The organism is Lysinibacillus sp. NPDC048646, assembly GCF_050272295.1.
In the GTDB taxonomy this organism is placed as follows: domain Bacteria; phylum Bacillota; class Bacilli; order Bacillales_A; family Planococcaceae; genus Lysinibacillus.
On record NZ_JBNNLZ010000017.1, the window covers coordinates 36,512 to 56,807 of the forward strand.

Sequence of the window (20,296 nt, forward strand, 5' to 3'; positions counted from 1 at the left end):
CCCTTAGTAGTTTCTATTTGTTATTCTACATGACAAATTGCGACTCGAAAAGCAAAAAAAAATCGGAAACCGTTATACAACAGGTTTCCGACAAGTCGTCAGTAGACTGACGTTGAGGATAAATTTGTATTTTCGAGTATTTCCTTTACTCTATTTAGGAATTTACCACAAACTAATCCATCTAAAACACGATGATCTAAAGATAAACATAAATTCACAATATCACGTGCTGCAAACATACCACCCGGTAAGAAGACCGGTTTTTTAACAATACTTTCCACTTGTAGGATTGCTGCCTGCGGATAATTAATAATACCCATTGACTGTACAGAACCGAAAGCACCTGTATTATTAACTGTAAATGTGCCGCCTTTTATATCGTCCATTGCTAGTTTTCCTGTACGAACTTTCGAAGCAAGTTCATGAATATCTCTCGCAATCCCTTTAATTGATTTTTCGTCTGCGTGTTTTATAACAGGGACAAATAATGCATCATCTGTTGCAACTGCTATGGAAATATTAATATCATGTTTTTGAATAATTTTGTCATCTGCCCACATGGAATTCATCATTGGGAATTCCTTTAAAGCCTGTGCAACAGCTTTGACAAAGAAAGCAAAGTACGTAATATTAAAGCCTTCTTTTTGCTTAAATTCTGTCTTAATGCTATCTCGGTAAGTGACTAAATCTGTGACATCAACTTCCATCATCATCCATGCATGTGGCACTTCTTGCGCACTACGTACCATATTATTTGCGATGGCACGGCGCACCTTCGTTACTGGGATTTCAATATCCCCGGCTTGAATAGCCTGTGCTACGGCTGGTTTTTCCTGTAGTGCTGATGAAGATGGCTGAGCAACAGTAGCAGCCGGTGCTGGCTCAGAAGGCGTTGCCTCTTTCGTTGGCACATTTCCAGCATCAATCAATTGTTGAAGATCTTTTCTTGTAATACGTCCTCCCTCACCAGTTCCTGTCACGTGCTCCAGTGCAATATCATGCTCCTGTGCAAGTCTGAGTACGGCTGGTGAATAGCGAACTTTATCTTGTCGTATTGGTTTTTCGGCAGTTATAGTCGCTGTAGTTGCCTTAGGCGACTCTTGTTTTTTTTGTACACCTGCATTTAAAATCGCAGTGCTTACTGCTGATTTTTTCGCAGGCGGTGGCGGAGGTAACTCACTGTCACCCGCTATTTCAATCGAACAAACAACCGCCCCAACAGGTAAAGTTTTCCCTTCTTCTGCAAGCAGCTCCGTTATAACCCCTTCAAAGGAAGATGGGATTTCTGCATTTACTTTATCGGATGCAACTTCTGCTAATGGATCATATTTTTTTACCTTATCGCCTGGTTGGACGAGCCATTTTTCAATCGTGCCCTCTGTCACACTTTCACCAAGCTGTGGCATTGTAATATTTTGAATCGCCATCATCTATTCCTCCCATCAATTACGCCTCGGTGTCTTTCTAGTCCAAATTTAAAATTGTACAGAATACAATTCAAAATTCATAACATCCGCCAAAGGCTTACACCTTTTCAGTAAACGCCCCTTACGCACACTGAATAGTGTTTATTCATCTCATCATCTATTGAGGTGTAAGACTACTCTACTGAATATAGTTAAAATGCAGCTAGCTCTCGCATCGCTTTTTCTACTTTTTCAGGATTAATCATGAAAAACTTTTCCATCGTAGGTGCATATGGCATCGCAGGTACATCCGGACCTGCTAACCTTTGGATTGGCGCATCAAGATCAAATAAGCAATGCTCTGCTATAATCGCTGCAACCTCACTCATAATACTACCCTCTTTATTATCCTCAGTGACTAGTAATACTTTACCTGTTTTACTAGCTGCTTCAATGATAGCTTCTTTATCTAGTGGATATACCGTACGTAAATCAAGAATATGCGCAGAAATACCATCTGCTGCTAATCTTTCTGCCGCTTGTAACGCAAAATGAACAGCTAGCCCATACGTAATAACCGTAACATCGTCACCTTCGCGCTTAACATCTGCTTTACCTATTGGGAGAGTATAGTCATCTAATGGAACTTCACCTTTAATTAGTCGATACGCACGCTTATGTTCGAAAAATAATACAGGATCTTCGTCACGAATGGCTGCTTTTAATAAGCCCTTGGCATCATAAGGTGTTGATGGAATGACAATCTTCAAACCTGGAGTGCCTGCAAAAAGTGATTCTACTGATTGCGAATGATAGAGCGCTCCATGTATTCCACCACCAAATGGTGCACGTACTACAATTGGACAAGTCCAGTCATTGTTCGAGCGATAACGAATTTTCGCTGCCTCCGACACAATTTGGTTAACAGCAGGCATGATAAAGTCGGCAAATTGCATTTCTGCAATGGGGCGCATGCCATACATCGCTGCGCCAATCCCAACTCCTGCAATCGCACTTTCTGCGAGCGGTGTATCAAGTACTCGATACTCACCAAATTGCTCGTAAAGACCAGTTGTTGCTTTGAAAACGCCGCCTTTACGACCAACGTCCTCTCCTAAAATGAAAACACGCTCATCACGTTCCATCTCTTCCTTCATTGCTAATGTAATCGCATCAATATAAGACATTACTGCCATTACACGTCACCTCCGTCCACTGGTGCATATACGTATTTCAAGGCCTCTTCTGGCTTAGCATATGGTGCAGCTTCGGCATAATCCGTCGCTTCATTCACCTCTGCCATGATACGCTCCTCTATTTCAGTACGAAGCGTTTCTGTCATAACACCCACATCTTGTAAGTACTTTTCAAATAATACAATAGGGTCCTTAGCCTTTCCTTCTGCAATATCTTCAGCCGTTCGATATTGACGATCATCATCATCTGAAGAATGTGCGGTTAAACGGAAAGTCACTGTTTCAATTAAACTTGGACCGCCACCGCTACGTGCACGATCGGCAGCCTCTTTAATAACTTTGTATACTTGCAATGGACATTTACCGTCGACAGTCACACCTGGCATACCATAGCCAATGCCGCGATCAGATACTTTTGCACAGCCTAACTGACGCTCTACCGGTACAGAGAGTGCGTATTGATTATTTTCTACCATAATAATAACCGGAAGCTTATGCACACCTGCGAAGTTGGCACCTTCATGGAAATCCCCTTGGTTAGACGATCCTTCACCTAAGGTAACAAAGGAAATGAAATCCTCATTTTGTAAACGTCCTGCAAGCGTAACGCCCACTGCATGCGGGACTTGCGTTGTAACAGGTGAGGACCCCGTCAATATACGATTTTTCTTCTGCCCAAAATGTCCAGGCATTTGGCGACCACCTGAGTTTGGATCCTCTGCCTTAGCAAAGGCGGACAACATTAACTCTTTTGGTGTCATGCCGAAATGTAACACAACGCCCATATCTCGATAATATGGTGCAATATAATCTTTATCCTTATCTAGGGCAAAGGCTGCCCCTACTTGTGCTGCCTCCTGTCCCTGACAAGAGATAACAAACGGAATTTTACCAGAACGATTTAACAACCACATACGTTCATCTAGTCTTCTAGCCATTAACATTGTTTCGAACATTGCAAGTACATCTTCATTTGATAAACCTAAATCTTCATGTTTTATTTGAACATCTTGCATACGAACACCCCTCTCGTGTAAAAAAATGCTATAGCGCTTTAAACCCCCACATAAATTGCGCTTTAGTCTAAACTTTTAAAAGTGAATTGCACGATCATCGACTGCTAATGCAGACTCCACCAACACCTCATTCAGTGATGGATGTGGATGTATAGCTTGACTAATTTCCCACGGCGTCGCGTCGAGTAATTTAGCAAGAGATGCCTCTCCGATTAAATCTGTCACGTGCGGTCCTACCATATGAATACCCAAAATATCATTTGACTGTTCATCAGCCACAATTTTTACAAAGCCATCTGTTTCGCCATTAACAAGTGCCTTTCCGATTGCCTTAAATGGAAACTTACCGACCTTTAACGCATAACCCTGCTCGCGGGCAGCACTTTCTGTTAAGCCAATACTTGCAACTTCTGGATAAGAATAGACACATTTTGGTACCTTAAGATCATCAAGTGCTTCTGTTATCCCTGTTGCAATGTGTTCAATAGCAGATAATCCTTCATGGGAAGCCACATGCGCCAATTGCAAGCCGCCGATAACATCCCCTATCGCATACATATGTGATTCTTTAGTTTGGTAAGTATCTCGTACTAGGATAAAACCATTTTCAATTTCAATTTCTGTATTCTCTATACCAATACCTTGTGTATTTGCTTCACGACCTACGCAAAGCAATAATTTATCTGCCTCAAATAACTCTTCTTTGTCATTCAGGTTTGCCGAAATGAAAACGTTATCATTTTCAATTTTAAAGGTTGCTGGATCTAGCCTAGCATTCGTCACTATGCGGACGCCTCTTTTTTCAAGTTGCTTCGTTACTTCTTTGACGATATCTGCGTCTTCCGCAGGTAAAATCGATGACCCATATTCAATAACCGTTACATAAACACCAAAATCACAAAGCATCGATGCCCACTCTATACCAATAACACCGCCACCAACAATTAATAATGACTTTGGTAATTGCTCCATTTGCAACGCATGATCCGAGTTCAGGACATGATTTCCATCAACAGTTAGGCCAGCCATACCTCTAGGTTTAGACCCGGTTGCGATCACAACATTTGCCGGCACAAGCATTTCATTTTCTTCGCCATTGTTCATCTCTACCGAAATGGTACCTGGCATTGGCGAGAAAATGGACGGTCCTAAAATTCGTCCTGTTCCCTCATACACATCGATTTTCCCTTTTTTCATCAGTGTATTCACACCTTGACTTAATTGCTCAACGATGGCTTGCTTTCTTGCTTGCACCTTATCAAATTGCAATGTAACGCCTTCAATGCCTACACCAAATTCACTTGCTGTTTTATTGGCCATACGGTATACTTCAGCACTGCGAAGTAACGCTTTACTAGGAATACAGCCTTTATGCAAGCATGTGCCTCCAAGTCGCTCTCGTTCAACAATGGCTGTTTTCAAGCCTAGTTGTGCCGCACGAATTGCAGCAACATAGCCACCTGTACCTCCGCCTAAAATGACAACATCATAATTTTGAGCCATTCGTTATTCCTCCTTATGAGAAAGTGCTAATGCATCCCCTACCCAAGACAAGTGCTGACCTAGTTGTGAAAATTACTCAATTAGAAAACGTACAACAAGGTTTTGTACAATCGTCCTAGTCAGAGAAACCAACGTGATAGTAAGTATTCACTTCACTTGAGAAAGGATGGCTCTTTAGCCCAGACATCATTTAAAGCTGATATTTTTTATTCTTTATATAATAGAAGAAGTCGACAAAGCGACTTCTCTTAGCTATTAGACGATTATTAACGACCGTGCAATATATTTTTTTCATTTTTTAAAAATTGGCTACGAGACTTAGCTACACGCGCAATACGTTCTTCTGCTAAGCGATTGGCTGCAACATATGTTGGTACACCATCACGTTTGGAAATGGCAAAGATTCTTTCAATGCTGTCATAAATACCATCTACACGCTTCATCGCACGTTCACGATTATAACCGTATAATTCATCAGCAACGTTGATTACTCCACCTGCGTTAATAACATAATCAGGTGCATACACAATACCTAGTTCATGTAAGTAATCTCCGTGGCGAGAGTCTTGTAACTGGTTGTTTGCAGAGCCAGCAATAACCTTCGCTTTTAACTGTGGAATCGTATCATCATTTAAAATTGCGCCAAGTGCACATGGTGAGAAAATATCAACGTCTTGTGCGTAGATTTCCTCTGGCGCTACTGCTGTTGCACCAAAGTCATTCACAACACGGTCGATGGCTGCTTGGTTAATATCTGTTACAACAAGTTTTGCTCCTTCATTATGTAAATACTCGCAAAGCTTGTATGCTACATTCCCTAGCCCCTGTACAGCAATTGTACGACCATCTAGCATTTCCGAACCAAAGGCTTCATTTGCAGCTGCCTTCATGCCACGATACACACCATAAGCAGTTACTGGCGATGGATTTCCTGATGATCCAAATGCTGGAGAAATCCCTGTTACATAATTTGTCTCCTCATGAATTAAATCCATATCTGTTACTGTAGTACCAACATCTTCTGCCGTAATATAGCGACCGTTAAGTCCTTGAATGAATCGTCCTAATGCACGAAACATTTCTTCATTTTTATCTGTAAATGGATCACCGATAATGACCGTTTTTCCACCGCCAAGGTTTAGACCAGCAGCTGCGTTTTTATATGTCATTCCGCGTGCCAAGCGCAATGCATCTTCAATCGCATTTTCTTCTGTTGCGTAAGTCCACATACGTGCTCCGCCTAGTGCTGGTCCAAGTGTTGTGTCATGGATAGCGATAATCGCTTTTAACCCTGATGCTTCATCTTGGCAAAATACCAATTGTTCATAATCATACTTTTCCATATACTTGAAGATTTCCATGAATACTCGCCCCTTTGCTTTGAAAAGTGCATCCCCAAATGCCCATTCCAATCAAGTTATAAATAGTGATAAAACTATTTTGTAATGGATAATATTGTTCCATTTAATTTTACAATACTGACAATTTCACAATTTCGCAACTATTATTACACTTTCTCGATTAAGAAAGAATTTTCTAAAAATTCAGTTCCTATTACTAATTTTCTATACATGCATTCCCGTGCTCGCAAACTATGACTGGTACATAGGCTTTCTTGACATTCCATCATCCACAGGTACAATTAAACTAGGTATGAGGAGGGATATGCATGGCTCGTTTTGCTGCATTCATTGTAATGCTTATTCCAGGTCTGATGGCTGCGGGTGGCATTAAATTTATGCGTGATACATTATTCGGTAAGCTCATCTCACCTTTCCCATTTTTATGGCTACAATTTGTTGTTGGCATCATTTTCTTTGTTGTCGGCTTTGGCTTTTTCGCAGGCTTTTTACTTCACCGCGATCGAAAAAAAGGAAAAGTGGCTCCGCGCTTCCAAAAAAAATAAAAATAGCTATCCAAATAAGTCATGTTGACTTATTGGATAGCTATTTTTATTGACGTTGCTGCATTGAGATTACCTTATCAGGAAAATCTGTAATCCAACCGATTACAGATGGATGCGGATTCGTCAAAAATTTTTCATTTCCATCAATAGCATAAAAGCGACATACTTTAGCGCTTGCTACACATGCCTCTAAGTAGCGGGGCTTATAATATTTTTTATGCATATGGACGCTATCAATTGCTTGGTAAGCATCTAACAAATCCCATTTCAATTTTTTGGTTGTAATAAGTGCTGTCTCATATTGTGGCATATGCTGTTTCACAATTTCTAAAAGCTCATAGTGAAACGATGAAAAATGGCTGCCTTTAGGTATTATTAGTCCTTGAAGCATTTGGACAAGGGCACCTCTATTGTCAAGGATGGTGGATTTTAATTCGATATTAAGTGGGAATTGGTGCGTATTTGCCCACGCTAAAACTGCATCAAATACTGGAATTTTATACGATGAAAATAGTCGTCTCCACGGCTTTCCAAGTTTAAAACGCTGTAGTTCGTCTATCGTACATTCATTCACACGCTTTTTGATGCCAACGAGTCTTGATAATTGTGGATCATGATACACGACCGGAATCCCCTCTTTTGACAGTTGAATGTCTATCTCAATACCATCAGCTCCAAGCTCAAGCGCTTTTTCAAAAGCTTTGAAACTATTCTCAAGTGCATACGCCGAAGCTCCCCGATGTGCAAAAACAGGGACGTATAATTCGTTATACATTTAATTCACCAAATTCAAGTATAAACTTACCATTTGTCATTTTCGTTAATAATGACGATTTTTTGCCAATTTGAATATACGTACCTGGATATGCTTCCTTTGTCACGATAATTTCTTCTTTTCCAGCATGGCGCATTTCATCCATCATTAACTTAATTTCACGGTCTACCGACACTGCATCAGCCTTCAGTTTTGATAAGCTCTGCTTGGTCTGCTCAAAAGTCGCAATTTGTTGCGTAGTCATTTGATTGAGGATTGGTAATAAGCTTTTAATCTTCGCTTCATAACTAGAAATTTCAGATTGCAGTTGTTTGAGTAGAGTTGCCTTCTCTTGCATCAATGAATAGCTCTCCTGTTTATTGACACTTTCAATGATTAAATCTGTTCGACGTTCTAATCGATTTCCAGAAATAGCGGTTACAATAGCACTTTTCGCAACAGCTCGACCACCTATGATTTTACCCTTTCGTTCATCTACAAAAATAGAATGTGCAGTAAGTTGAGAGCCCAGCGAATAAAAGCCTATATGAATACTATCAGCAGCTTCTAAATTGGCTTCATTTACATGTTTTACGAAAATGTTGCCGCCCGCTTCCACAAGCGTTGAGCCAAGTCCAAAAATGCCGCCCCGAATAAACACATCACCCTCAATGGATTTGATGAGTTTTGCGCCACTTACGCCTTCTGCTCCTTCAATCGATATATCACCTGTCGCAATAACTGTATATCCGCTTGTAACTGTCCCTTTAATGCTTAACGAACCATTAAATTCCAGATTCCCTGTTTCAATACCAACATCTCCATGTATCGGTAAATGTCGATTGACACCTATCATGCCTTTGACATCGTCCAAAACGCCAGCTATTTTCGAACGAATGACAGTTTTCCCATCTTCCTCCACTTCATACGCGGACTTTTTGTCATAGCGAATGGGGAAATCACGACCTGGTGGTGCTGCCAGCATTTGACCACATACATTTTGGCCTGCCTTACCTAAGGTTGCAGGAATTTTCTCGCCTAGCCAAGAACCTTCGGAGATTTCTGATATAAAGTTCATATCATAGTAATCGGCTTTCCCATCGTCAAGAATAACGGGTTTTCTCTCTGGTTTTGGTAAATATGTAATTTGTGCATCCGATCCTGCAACGGGTGGCATTCCTTGAGCAATTAAAAATGCTTTCCCCGGCTCAACCTTAGTAATATCAAAATCTAAAATTCCATGTGTAATTCCTTCATTCGCTAGTGTATCGAGAATTTGTTGATTTAGTTTGTCTTTATTCTTATGAATGTAGTCCGTTGTTTCATATATAAATATAGAGGCAGACATTTTATCTCGTGCAATTTCAGCTTCTACATTTGGAAGCCAGCGTCCAATTTCAACTGGACTTGTGCTTTCTGTCGCTAATACAGTTTTCAATATAGAAAAATTAGACAGCTTTAGTCTTGGTTGACTACGTAAGATGCTATCAAATTCTTTTAATGGAAAACCGGCACTGTATGTAAGCATAAATACCTTTCCGTTTTCTTCCGATATTTCGAAGTTATCATTTCGAACTAGAATCACGCTACCTCCTCCTTCCCTCTATCTGTAAGTATATACAATCTATTTACATTTGTTTAGAGACAATTGTCACTACTCACAAAGAAAATACCCATACTTTATCAGTAATCCTCTCTGACCATCCAAGCACTTTTGTTTTCAGCAATAGCCGATTTATACTATAAAAAAGCACACTTTACTCTTTAAAAAGTTGAACCTATCATAATTGTATAAAATCCCCCCCAAAAAGAACAGGCTATCTACATTTCTTTTCTTTCAAATTAACCAATAGGAATGTCCTACTCCCCATTACTTCTATCAGGTAATAGGTCTTGTCTACTAAACGACAAAAAATACGCCTGTTTATACAGGTTCCATGTTATATTTTAGCATTAATGTATGGTGTTAAATAGAGTGAAAATTTAGTATAAAAAGTTATGTACTGATTATGAAAATTACAGATTTAAAAATTGAATAAAGCCTGAATCTTATCGAACAGATATAAGAGCGATCATGCTCCGTCGCTACGTCTTAAAAAAACGTCAATGTTGAACCAATTTACTAAGTAACGTGCAAAGAGTTTTAATGTCTGTTCATATGAACTTTGTGTTTTTTTCGATAGACCTTTCGCTGAACAATCGAGCACATAACGCTCTATTCTACTAAAAACGGGTTTAAAACATAAAAAATACGCCTCCTAAACAGTCGGCATAAACTGCTTAATAAGGCGTTAAATATTCCGTTATATAAATAATACATAAAATAAGTTCACTGCTATTCTCCGCTAGCCATCCGTTGGCCAATCGCTGTGTACAGCCCTTAGCTTGCCATCATATCGATGCGAATCTTGTCCGCAATCATGGCGATGAATTCACTATTTGTCGGTTTCGACTTTAAATGATGGACCGTATAACCGAACATTGACGAAATGGATTCATAATTACCACGATTCCAGGCAACTTCAATGGCATGACGAATGGCACGTTCTACACGTGATGGTGTTGTATTGAACTTTTTCGCGATTTCTGGATAAAGAATTTTCGTCACAGAACCTAATAACTCGATATCTTCATACACCATTTGAATCGCTTCTCGTAAATAAGAGTAACCTTTAATATGGGCAGGAACACCGATTTCTTTAATGATGGCTGTAATCGTACTATCTAATTGATGTTGATTTAATTTCTGAGGAGCTGCTTGTTGTAAAACACTTGTCTTTTTCGGTAATGTCGCCTTTTGACCTGCACAATGCAAGATCTTCTGAACCAACTGATCGAACTCAAATGGCTTTAGCATAAAATAAGAGGCCCCTAAATCTACTGCTTGTTTCATAACATCCTCTTGTCCAAATGCAGTTAACATAATTACTTGAATAGATGACATACGTTCATTTTGATACATTGCCTCTAATACCGCTAACCCATCAAGATGAGGCATGATAATATCTAATAATAAAATATCTGGTGTAAACTCTTCAAGCATTTGAAGACAAATTTTCCCGTTTGAAGCAGTTGCAATTATTTCAATCTCCGGATGTCCTTGAAAATAGTGCTCCATTGTTTTTAATAACTCACGATTATCATCTGCTATCGCCACTTTTACTTTTGTCATTTCAATTCCTCCTTCTGGACTTCGCCTTGAATCATCAAAGCGTTTAACCTTTTACCCCTTATGCCTTTTTGACACACTGTGGAATTTTCGACATTTTTGTGTTAAAAACCTTTTCTATTTCCAAAAATGAGTATGTAGTCCGATACTTTCTTTTTATATCGACAATTTACGATATTTCCCAGGGAAAAATAAGCGTTCGTTATGTCTATTTTAGTGAAAAATACCATATAAAACTACCCTTTTTTTTAAGTATCGATAAATCCTTCTTCATTTGGTATGAAATTCTTGGTGAACGAGATAATATATTGCATAAACTATAGAGAACGGAGCTACCAATGGCAGCCCCGTTATTTAATCATGAGGATTTTTTCAACATTTCTGCTACTGTAATTGCTGCCCCTTTTTTAGGCTCTTCCACAAACATATGCGTTACTGCACCGACAAAACGACCGTCTTGAATAATTGGGCTGCCGCTCATTCCCTGTAGAATGCCACCTGTTTTTTCAATGAGCTTTTGGTCAGATATTAAAAATTCAAGACGTCCATTTTCAACCTTTGTGATTTCAATTGTAAATGTTTCCACCTTGCTGCCCTCAATTGCCGTATAGATTTCAGCTTTCCCCGTTTTTATATCTTTTTCATGCATAATTTCAATTGCTTTTGGCAATCTTTGTTGATAACCGTCTTCCCAACGACCAAAGATACCATAAACTGTATTTTTATCAATGCTACCTAGTCGCTCTTGGTGTTTTTCAATGGAAGAAATTTTATAGCCTGGTTGCCCAGGTGTGCTTTTACGGATTTGTTGGATGGAAGCTAAAAAAATGGAGCCGGCTCGAAAGACAGGGGCTTCTTGTAAGGTTGAATCAACAATTTGATGACCTAATGCACCGTAATTTTGTGTCTCTGGATCAATGTATGTCAATGTCCCTACTCCATCTGTTTCATCTTTCAGAAAAGAAATGACATGTTCTGCTTCCTGTTCCTTTAATTTAACAGTTACTTGTTTTCCTTCACTTTTCATCGTCCATGTCTGTTGTCCCTGTTGCGCAATAGCTTGTTTGGCATCATCAAGTGTTTTTACAGTGGTATCATTTATTTTTTCAATGACAGCACCGCCTTTCATCCACTGATTGGAAGCTAACAACACATCATGAGCAACAAATACATGCGATAACTGAAGCTGAATCCCAATTGCTTCGCCCATCGGAATAAGCTTTTTGGCCGCAAAAGCTTGAATAGGCAAACATAAGAACACGATGAGCATAGGCAAAATGACAAATTGACGCCAACGACAATTCATACGACACCTCCTTTTCATTTTAGTCTTGTTACTATGTGTTTTTGTGTCATTCTTATAAGCGGTAAATATTTGCGCAAATTGAAAAAAACCCAGAAACAAATTGAAATTGTTTCTGGATATTTTTAAAATCATATTAGCGCATTTGTTTTTTTCGCTCATCAGCCATATTTAAAAGCTCTGTTGCATGCTGTAAAGTTAAGTCTGTAATTTCCGCACCTGACATCATGCGACTCACTTCTTCAATGCGAGCATGGGTATCTATTTCTGCCAATGACGTAAATGTACGATCATGCTCGACTTCTTTTTTTATAAAATAATGATGATCTGCCATTGCAGCCACTTGTGGTAAATGTGAAATACATAAAACTTGTGAATTAATGGAAATAGCAGCAATTTTTTCAGCAATTGCTTGTGCCACTCGACCGCTCACACCTGTATCAACCTCATCAAAAATAATGGACGTTACACCATTAGATGAAGAGAAAATGGTTTTTAACGCTAGCATCATTCGTGATAATTCTCCACCAGAGGCAATTTTCGGTAAAGATTTCGGTGGCTCGCCTACATTTGTTGAAATATAAAATATGACTTGATCTTTACCTTGTGCATCAAAATAAGGTAGTGTATCAAAATTCACGATAAACTTTGCTTTTTCCATATGTAATTCACGCAGCTCAGCCATAATCGCTTCACTTAATTCATGTGCAGCTACTTTACGTACATTTGAAAGTTCGGCTGCAAAATCATTTAAAACTTCTTCCATTTCATGAACTTTCCGTTCTTTCACCTGTAAAATTTCGTCACGATTTAATAACTCGTTTAACTCTGTTTTAATTTTTTCATAATAGGTTAAAATATCTTTAACAGTTGCCCCATATTTGCGCTTCATGTTTTGTATATGTGCAAGCCGTTGTTCAACCTCGTTTAATCGGGCTGGATCAAATTCTAGCTCATCTAGTACATTTTTCACCTGATAGGCTGCATCCTGCAAAGCATAAAATGCTGTTGTAACAGCATCAGAAGCCTCTTTGAATTGTTCATCAATTGTTGCAGCGTCCTCTAATGCGCCCATGGCATTGCCAATCCAATCCAGGCCTTTGGTTTCACCTTGGATCGCTTCATAGGCCGCACTAGATCGTTCGAAAATTTTATTGAAATTCATCAGACGGCGACGCTCATCTAGAAGCTCGTCTTCCTCACCCAACTTTAAATTTGCATCCTCTAGCTCTTTCATTTGAAACTGGTATAAATCAATACGTTGTGCCATTAACTGCTCATCAATAGAAATTGATGCCAATTCTTTTTTCAAGGCACGATATTCATCATATTGCTCACTGTACATATTTTGAATCGGTGTAAGCTGTTCCTCCGCAAATTGATCGAGTAAATGAATATGTTGTTTTTCATCCATTAATTCTTGGTTTTCATGCTGTCCATGAATGTCAATAAGACTCGCACCTACATCACGTAATACGGATAATGGAACAAGCTTGCCATTCACTCGACAGATACTTTTTCCAGTATCATTTAAATCACGGCGCAATATGATGGTATCTTCTTCTATTTCAATACCTGCTTCTTCTAATTTTTTGTATACAGGGTGTACAGAACTAGAAATTTGGAATAATCCACCTAACTCTGCTTTTTTAGCACCATGGCGAATGAATTCTGAATTTCCCCTACCTCCGGCAAGTAAATGCACTGCATCAATAATAATCGATTTCCCTGCTCCTGTTTCCCCTGTTAACACCGTTAAACCATCTGAAAAACTGACTGTTAGATCCTCAATGATGGCAAAATTTCGAATACTAAGCTCTCTTAACACAAAATGTCACCTCTGTATCAAATTCACCCTGTTAGTTTTTAACCGTTTCAACCTGGTGCAAGTACTAAGTCTTCCATTTCAAAACGAAGAAAATGGAAAATCAAGTACCGATTAGTCCCGATTCGTTCAACTAATAATCAAGGTACCAGCGATTAAAGTTGCACTTTATAGCATTTCTAACAAGCGATTTTTTGTATTTTCACGCTCATTTTCGTCACGACAAATGATTAAAATCGTATCGTCACCAGAAATAGTTCCTAAAATTTCTGGCCAATCTAAGTAGTCAAGAAGCGACGCAATGGCATTGGCATTACCAGGAAGTGCCTTCATGACTAAAAAATGAGAAGCGCCATCAATACTAATAAAAGCATCTGCTAATGCACGGTGTAATTTTTGTACAGGATTGAATCGTTGGTCTGCGGGTAAGCTATATTTATAACGTCCATCTTGCAATGGTACCTTTACAAGGTGTAGTTCTTTTATATCTCGTGATACTGTTGCTTGTGTCACATTATAGCCTGCATCCTTTAAAAAATCGACTAAATCATCTTGTGTTTCAATCTCATGATTGGCGATAATATCCCGAATTCGTATATGTCTTTGGCCTTTATTCATATCCTTCACCTCTTATAAATAATTAAGTATTTGTATATTTACACTACCATCTAAAACATAAAAGCACAAGAAAAAACACGGCTCTACTAACGAGCACGTGTTATTTTAGTGCACTATGCGCTTCTTCAACGAGTGTATTAAAAGCTGTATATGCAGAAATTTCTTCTGCGTCAACTGGATTCACTAAATGGAATAAAAATTCAATATTACCTTCGCCACCTGTAATTGGGGAGAAAGATGCATTCTTGACAACAAAACCAACCTGAGTTGCCATTTTAGCAGTCTTTTCTAAGACTTCAAGGTGTACCTTTTTATCACGAACAATACCTTTTTTGCCTACATTTTCTTTTCCCGCTTCAAACTGGGGCTTCACGAGAGCCATTACATCCCCACCTGGTATCAATACCGTTTTTAAAACCGGTAAAATTAACGATAATGAAATAAAGCTGACATCTATTGTGGCAAATTCCGGCAATCCTTGTGTTAAATCAGCTGCCGTCGTATAGCGGAAATTTGTTTTTTCCATAACAGTTACACGTTCATCAGATCGAATTTTCCATGCCAGCTGATTCGAGCCAACATCAAGTGCATAACAATGTCTTGCGCCATTTTGCAAGGCACAATCTGTAAAGCCACCTGTAGAAGAGCCGATGTCGAGCATCAGCTTACCTTCTACAGACATATCAAAAATTTGAAGCGCTTTTTCTAGTTTCAAGCCACCACGGCTGACATATTTTAAATCAGAGCCTTTTACTTGTAGCGGTGCATCAATCGCAATTTTTTCGCCTGCCTTATCAATGCGAATTTCATTAGAAAAGACAAGTCCCGCCATAATAGAGCGTTTCGCCTTTTCTCGTGTTTCACATAGTCCACGCTCTACAAGTAAAATGTCTACACGTTCTTTCGGTTGTTTTGTCATTATTTATTCAAACCTACTTGCTGTTTTTGTTGTAGTAACACATGCATACGTGCTACTGTATCTTCTGCTGTCATATGAATTTCCGCGAGCAATTGGTCTACATTTCCATGCTCGATAAATTGGTCTGGAATACCCATACGATCGATAAGTGCATTTAAATAGCCATGGTCATGCGCAAATTCGAGAACACCACTACCAAAACCACCTTGTAATACCGCCTCTTCAATCGTAAGCACTGGCATGTGATTCGTTAATATACGATGAAGCATATCTTCATCCATTGGTTTAATAAATCGTGCATTAACCACTTCTACCTCTATACCTTGTTGCGCTAAACTATTTGCCGCTTCCATCGCCATTGGAATCGTCGTGCCAAATGTTAAAATAGCCGCATGCTTTCCTTCTCGTAGTACTTCCCAGCTGCCAATTGGTAAACTCATTAGTTCATCATCCATCGGCACACCTAAGCCATTTCCACGTGGATAGCGAAGCGCAATCGGTCCACCATCGTAATCGATAGCCGTTTTCACCATATGCTGCCCTTCATTTTCATCCTTTGGCATCATAATGGTCATATTTGGCATATGGCGTAGGAACGCTATATCAAATACACCTTGATGTGTTTCACCATCTGCACCAACTAGGCCAGCTCGATCAATACCGATAAAGACATTTAAATTTGGGCGTGCAATATCATGGAGGACCTGATCGTAAGCACGTTGTAAAAACGTTGAGTAAATAGCTAAAAAAGGCTTCATTTTTTGTGTCGCAAGACCTGCCGCCATCGTTGCAGCATGTTGCTCAGCTATCCCTACATCAAAGAAGCGTTTAGGGAAATCTTGCTGAATACCTTGTAATTTTGAACCAACTGGCATTGCAGGAGTGATCGTTACAATACGCTCATCTTCATGTGATACTTTACGAACTGTCTCAGCGATTAAACTACTCCAGGCAGGGCCTTTTGTCTCTGATTTGACAAATGCGCCAGTCTCCATTTTATACGGACCTGTCCCATGCCAATTACCAATCGTATCATCCTCAGCTGGTTTGTAGCCTTTGCCCTTTTTCGTAATAACATGTACAAGGACAGGGCCTTTTACCTTTTTAGCATACGATAAAGTCGTTTCAAGTGACTCAAAATCATGTCCATCAATGGGTCCTAAATATTTAAAGCCTAATTCTTCAAAGAATACACCTGATACAACTAAATATTTCAAGCTATCTTTTAAACGTTCCGCTGTTGAAGCTAGCTTACCACCCAGAACAGGGATTTTATTGATTAATGATTCTAATTCTTCTTTGGCTTTTGAATATTCTTTAGCCGTACGCAGACGACCAAGTACATTATGCAAGGCACCAACGTTTGGTGCAATTGACATTTCATTATCATTTAAAATGACAATCATGTTTGTTTTCGCGTGGCCGATATGATTTAAGGCCTCAAGCGCCATACCGCCTGTTAAGGCACCGTCCCCAATAATAGGCACAACAAAGTTTCTTTCGTTTTTTATATCACGTGCTGCTGCCATACCCATGGCTGCTGACAATGAAGTCGAGCTATGACCTGTTTCCCATTCATCATGTTCACTCTCCACAAGCTTTGGAAATCCACAAAGCCCTTTGAACTGACGTAATGTATCAAATTGACTAGCGCGACCTGTCAAAATTTTATGCACGTAAGCTTGGTGGCCAACATCCCATAAAAACTTATCTTTTGGACTGTCAAACATTTTATGAAGCATGATTGTAAGCTCCACAACGCCTAGATTTGGCCCGATATGACCACCTGTGACAGAACATTTTTCGATTAAGAAGGTACGAATTTCTTTTGCAAGCTGTTCAAGTTCCTTCTTATTTAAGTTTTTTAAAAAGGATGGACTAGAGATCTTGTTTAAATCCACCTTTCTCACACACCTTTTCAATAAATTATTCACCGCAATCGTGTTTCCACCATTATAACAGTGTTATCATTATGCTAAAAGTACGAACACTTTATTGTTTACACATTGGCAAACGTACCCACCTATTCTAGCATATTCTTTCCCTTTAACGTCTTGTTTTTCTCTTAGTTTTTACGATGAACAATATACGTTGCAAACTCGTGTAATAAGCTACCATTTACTTGTAATTTCTCTAGTGCTGTAATAGCAAGTTGATAATGCTCAGCAAGTTTCTCTTTTGCTCCATCTAACGTTAACAATGCCGGATATGTGCTTTTATCACTTGCTATATCTTTACCTGCTGTTTTGCCTAGTTCCTCTGTTGTTCCCACAATATCTAAAATATCGTCTTGGATTTGGAAAGCAAGGCCGATATGATGCGCATATTCCTTTAAAGTATTACGGTCTTCTTGGGATACATCAGCTAATACTGCTCCTGATTCAATGCTAAATCGTAATAATGCACCTGTTTTATTGACATGGACATGCTCTAACTCTGTTAGGTTTAACTGACGTTCCTCACCTTCCATGTCCAGTACCTGACCACCAACCATGCCTTCTGCGCCAGCTGCTACACTTAACAGATTCACGAGTTCAATTCGTTTTTCCGCAGATACATTCATGCGCGCTAAAATACCGAAAGCTAATGTATTTAATGCATCCCCTGCAAGTGTTGCAAGTGCCTCACCATATACCTTATGATTCGTCGGCTTACCACGACGGAAATCGTCATTATCCATACTTGGTAGGTCATCGTGAATCAATGAATACGTATGAATCATTTCAATAACTGCACCTACAGTGAGTCCGTTCTTTTTATCTTTTGCAAACAGCTCTAATACTGCTAATACGAAAAGTGGACGAATGCGCTTGCCTCCTGCTTTTAATGAATAGTGCATCGATTCCTTTAAATCGGCCGGTGCCTCAATTTTTTCAACAAGTGCGAACATTTCAGCTTCTACTTGTGGTGTATTGCTTTCAATAAAATGTTTTAATTGCTCATTCATGGATTAGTTCTCTCCCTTTAGCGGATCAAATGCTGTCGTTTCACCTGTCTCTTGGACAATCGAAATTAACTGTTCTTCTGCATGCTGAAGCTTACCATGGCAAAATTGTGATAGCTCCATGCCTTGCTTATATAAATCAATCGCATTTTCTAATGGTACATCCCCTTGCTCTAACTGACGGACAATTTCCTCAAGTGTCGTCATTGCTTCCGCGAATGTTTGTTGTTTCTTCACCACGTCTATTCCCCCTCATTATTTGGCAAGACACTTGTCACGTCGGTAATCACTTTTCCATCATGGAAAGAAAGTGTTAGCCGATCTTTGTGCTTTAAGTTAGCGGACGATTTCAACATTTTGTCATCTTTATACGCAACAGTAAAGCCCCTCGTTAAAATAGCAAGTGGATTTAATGCTTCAAGTGTTCGAACAGATGCCTCGAATTGTTGCTTTTGCTTCGTTACAAAATGCGTTGCTGACCGTGTTAGCTGATGGACGCGTGTTTCCAGTTCTTTTTGATGGAATGCTAATGCTTTTTTGGGTGATTGTTGTTCCACAGCACTGTGCAGTTTTTGCAGCTGTGCGGCTTTTTTCATTAAGTCAACCTGCATTGCCTTTTGCAACCCCAACTCTAACTGCGCTAGTTTTTCGGTAAATGGACGATATAATCTATCTGGCATCGATAGCGGATACGACTGTTGTAGCTTATTTAGACGTTGTCGTTCTGCCATAAGTTGCGCTCTCACAATTTGATGAAGTTGCGACTTTTGTGCAAGTACACGCTGGAATAATTCCTGCTGATCTGGCACGGCCATTTCAGCTGCTGCAGTTGGTGTGGGTGCCCGCAAATCTGCAACATAGTCAGCTATAGTCGTATCAGTTTCATGACCAACTGCACTTATAATAGGTATACGGCTTTCAAAGATGGCACGTGCAACCACTTCCTCATTAAATGCCCATAAATCCTCTATCGACCCGCCACCACGACCAACTAACAATACATCACAGCTAGCATCACGATTCGCACGTTCAATACTTTGTACGATACTTGGTGCTGCTTGCGCTCCCTGCACAAGTGTCGGATAAATCAAAATTTCAGCAAGCGGATATCGACGTTTTAACGTTGTGCAAATATCGCGAATCGCCGCTCCAGTTGTTGACGTTAAGATACCAATTTTTACTGGGAACTTCGGTATCGACTGCTTCCATTCAGTTTTAAAAAGTCCTTCCTTTTGTAACTGCTCCTTCAGTTGGTTAAAGGCAACGAACAAGCTGCCTATTCCATCCGGTTGCATTTCCTGCACATATAATTGATATGTACCATAACCTTCGTAAACGTTTACATCTCCTCGGACAAATACCTGCATGCCATCCTTTGGCTCGAATGCTAGTTTTGATGCTGCTGTTTTAAACATCGTTGCCGCAATACGTGCACCGTCATCCTTTAACGTAAAGTAAATATGCCCTGATTGATGTACCTTGACATTTGATAGCTCTCCCTTGACATAAACCTCACGTAAATGCGGGTCAGCATCAAATTTTCGCTTAATATATTTTGTTAATGCTTTTACAGTTAAATAAGAAGCTGATGACATTTTATTCGGCTCCTTTACTAAAATCGAGTTTTTCACAAAACTACACCTATCATAACATTTTTTATTGTGCCTGACCTGTAAAAATGCAGTTTCGTATGAAAAAAGGCCAGTCTTAAAAGCAAATAATAAAGCATTTTACAAA

Annotated in this window: 17 protein-coding genes; 1 reads left to right on the plus strand and 16 read right to left on the minus strand. The window is 39.4% G+C overall.

Going from position 1 to position 20,296, the window contains the following annotated elements; translation table 11 throughout:
* Positions 1-98: 98 nt before the first annotated feature.
* The 5 genes from ACQKII_RS16885 to ACQKII_RS16905 form a co-directional block, all read right to left on the minus strand.
* Positions 99-1,427, minus strand: coding sequence for a dihydrolipoamide acetyltransferase family protein (locus ACQKII_RS16885; protein WP_427461279.1), 1,329 nt, complete (start codon positions 1,425-1,427; stop codon positions 99-101).
* 191 nt (positions 1,428-1,618) lie between these two features.
* Positions 1,619-2,602, minus strand: a complete 984-nt coding sequence (locus ACQKII_RS16890) for an alpha-ketoacid dehydrogenase subunit beta (RefSeq protein ID WP_427461181.1) — start codon at positions 2,600-2,602, stop codon at positions 1,619-1,621.
* Positions 2,602-3,618: a thiamine pyrophosphate-dependent dehydrogenase E1 component subunit alpha gene (locus ACQKII_RS16895; RefSeq protein WP_427461183.1), complete on the minus strand. Its 1,017-nt coding sequence runs from the start codon at positions 3,616-3,618 to the stop codon at positions 2,602-2,604. Before ACQKII_RS16895 ends, ACQKII_RS16890 begins: the two co-directional genes overlap by 1 nt.
* A 75-nt stretch (positions 3,619-3,693) precedes the next feature.
* Positions 3,694-5,121 (minus strand): dihydrolipoyl dehydrogenase, encoded by a 1,428-nt coding sequence (gene lpdA / locus ACQKII_RS16900; protein WP_427461185.1) that lies wholly within the window; start codon positions 5,119-5,121, stop codon positions 3,694-3,696.
* A 266-nt stretch (positions 5,122-5,387) separates the two neighbouring features.
* Positions 5,388-6,482: a Leu/Phe/Val dehydrogenase gene (locus tag ACQKII_RS16905; protein WP_427461187.1), complete on the minus strand. Its 1,095-nt coding sequence runs from the start codon at positions 6,480-6,482 to the stop codon at positions 5,388-5,390.
* A 308-nt stretch (positions 6,483-6,790) separates the two neighbouring features.
* On the opposite strand from ACQKII_RS16905, the gene ACQKII_RS16910 reads away from it, so the two are divergent.
* Positions 6,791-7,027, plus strand: coding sequence for a DUF2627 family protein (locus ACQKII_RS16910; protein ID WP_010859733.1), 237 nt, complete (start codon positions 6,791-6,793; stop codon positions 7,025-7,027).
* 46 nt (positions 7,028-7,073) lie between these two features.
* Here the strand turns inward: ACQKII_RS16910 and ACQKII_RS16915 are convergent, their stop codons facing one another.
* The 11 genes from ACQKII_RS16915 to xseA form a co-directional block, all read right to left on the minus strand.
* The gene (locus ACQKII_RS16915; protein ID WP_427461189.1) at positions 7,074-7,802 is read right to left on the minus strand and encodes a glycerophosphodiester phosphodiesterase; all 729 of its coding nucleotides are present in this window, start codon (positions 7,800-7,802) and stop codon (positions 7,074-7,076) included.
* Positions 7,795-9,366, minus strand: a complete 1,572-nt coding sequence (locus ACQKII_RS16920; protein ID WP_427461191.1) for a DUF342 domain-containing protein — start codon at positions 9,364-9,366, stop codon at positions 7,795-7,797. Before ACQKII_RS16920 ends, ACQKII_RS16915 begins: the two co-directional genes overlap by 8 nt.
* A 795-nt stretch (positions 9,367-10,161) precedes the next feature.
* The gene (spo0A, locus tag ACQKII_RS16925) at positions 10,162-10,953 is read right to left on the minus strand and encodes a sporulation transcription factor Spo0A (protein WP_143995245.1); all 792 of its coding nucleotides are present in this window, start codon (positions 10,951-10,953) and stop codon (positions 10,162-10,164) included.
* A gap of 355 nt (positions 10,954-11,308) precedes the next feature.
* A complete protein-coding gene (locus ACQKII_RS16930; protein ID WP_427461193.1) occupies positions 11,309-12,256 on the minus strand; it encodes a SpoIVB peptidase S55 domain-containing protein in 948 nt (315 codons plus the stop codon).
* Between the two features lie 133 nt (positions 12,257-12,389).
* Positions 12,390-14,081, minus strand: a complete 1,692-nt coding sequence (recN, locus tag ACQKII_RS16935) for a DNA repair protein RecN (protein WP_427461195.1) — start codon at positions 14,079-14,081, stop codon at positions 12,390-12,392.
* A gap of 165 nt (positions 14,082-14,246) precedes the next feature.
* Entirely contained in the window at positions 14,247-14,696 is a 450-nt protein-coding gene (ahrC, locus tag ACQKII_RS16940) for a transcriptional regulator AhrC/ArgR (protein ID WP_427461197.1), read from the minus strand.
* 100 nt (positions 14,697-14,796) lie between these two features.
* On the minus strand, positions 14,797-15,615 hold the full coding sequence (locus ACQKII_RS16945; protein ID WP_427461199.1) for a TlyA family RNA methyltransferase: 819 nt from the start codon (positions 15,613-15,615) through the stop codon (positions 14,797-14,799).
* Positions 15,615-17,516, minus strand: a complete 1,902-nt coding sequence (dxs, locus tag ACQKII_RS16950; protein ID WP_427461201.1) for a 1-deoxy-D-xylulose-5-phosphate synthase — start codon at positions 17,514-17,516, stop codon at positions 15,615-15,617. The genes ACQKII_RS16945 and dxs overlap by 1 nt, the downstream gene beginning before the upstream one ends.
* A 164-nt stretch (positions 17,517-17,680) precedes the next feature.
* Entirely contained in the window at positions 17,681-18,562 is an 882-nt protein-coding gene (locus ACQKII_RS16955; protein WP_427461203.1) for a polyprenyl synthetase family protein, read from the minus strand.
* A gap of 3 nt (positions 18,563-18,565) precedes the next feature.
* Positions 18,566-18,799: an exodeoxyribonuclease VII small subunit gene (gene xseB, locus ACQKII_RS16960; protein WP_427461205.1), complete on the minus strand. Its 234-nt coding sequence runs from the start codon at positions 18,797-18,799 to the stop codon at positions 18,566-18,568.
* A gap of 2 nt (positions 18,800-18,801) precedes the next feature.
* Complete coding sequence (xseA, locus tag ACQKII_RS16965) at positions 18,802-20,154, minus strand: exodeoxyribonuclease VII large subunit (RefSeq protein WP_427461281.1); 1,353 nt, start codon at positions 20,152-20,154, stop codon at positions 18,802-18,804.
* Between the last annotated feature and the right edge of the window lie 142 nt (positions 20,155-20,296).

Excerpts from the sequence above, each read along its gene's own strand:
- ACQKII_RS16885 (WP_427461279.1), bottom strand. The coding sequence starts at position 1,427 with ATGGCGATTCAAAATATTACAATGCCACAGCTTGGTGAAAGTGTGACA.
- ACQKII_RS16890 (WP_427461181.1), bottom strand. The coding sequence starts at position 2,602 with ATGGCAGTAATGTCTTATATTGATGCGATTACATTAGCAATGAAGGAA.
- ACQKII_RS16895 (WP_427461183.1), bottom strand. The coding sequence starts at position 3,618 with ATGCAAGATGTTCAAATAAAACATGAAGATTTAGGTTTATCAAATGAA.
- lpdA (WP_427461185.1), bottom strand. The coding sequence starts at position 5,121 with ATGGCTCAAAATTATGATGTTGTCATTTTAGGCGGAGGTACAGGTGGC.
- ACQKII_RS16905 (WP_427461187.1), bottom strand. The coding sequence starts at position 6,482 with ATGGAAATCTTCAAGTATATGGAAAAGTATGATTATGAACAATTGGTA.
- ACQKII_RS16910 (WP_010859733.1), top strand. The coding sequence starts at position 6,791 with ATGGCTCGTTTTGCTGCATTCATTGTAATGCTTATTCCAGGTCTGATG.
- ACQKII_RS16915 (WP_427461189.1), bottom strand. The coding sequence starts at position 7,802 with ATGTATAACGAATTATACGTCCCTGTTTTTGCACATCGGGGAGCTTCG.
- spo0A (WP_143995245.1), bottom strand. The coding sequence starts at position 10,953 with ATGACAAAAGTAAAAGTGGCGATAGCAGATGATAATCGTGAGTTATTA.
- ACQKII_RS16930 (WP_427461193.1), bottom strand. The coding sequence starts at position 12,256 with ATGAATTGTCGTTGGCGTCAATTTGTCATTTTGCCTATGCTCATCGTG.
- ahrC (WP_427461197.1), bottom strand. The coding sequence starts at position 14,696 with ATGAATAAAGGCCAAAGACATATACGAATTCGGGATATTATCGCCAAT.
- ACQKII_RS16945 (WP_427461199.1), bottom strand. The coding sequence starts at position 15,615 with ATGACAAAACAACCGAAAGAACGTGTAGACATTTTACTTGTAGAGCGT.
- ACQKII_RS16955 (WP_427461203.1), bottom strand. The coding sequence starts at position 18,562 with ATGAATGAGCAATTAAAACATTTTATTGAAAGCAATACACCACAAGTA.
- xseA (WP_427461281.1), bottom strand. The coding sequence starts at position 20,154 with ATGTCATCAGCTTCTTATTTAACTGTAAAAGCATTAACAAAATATATT.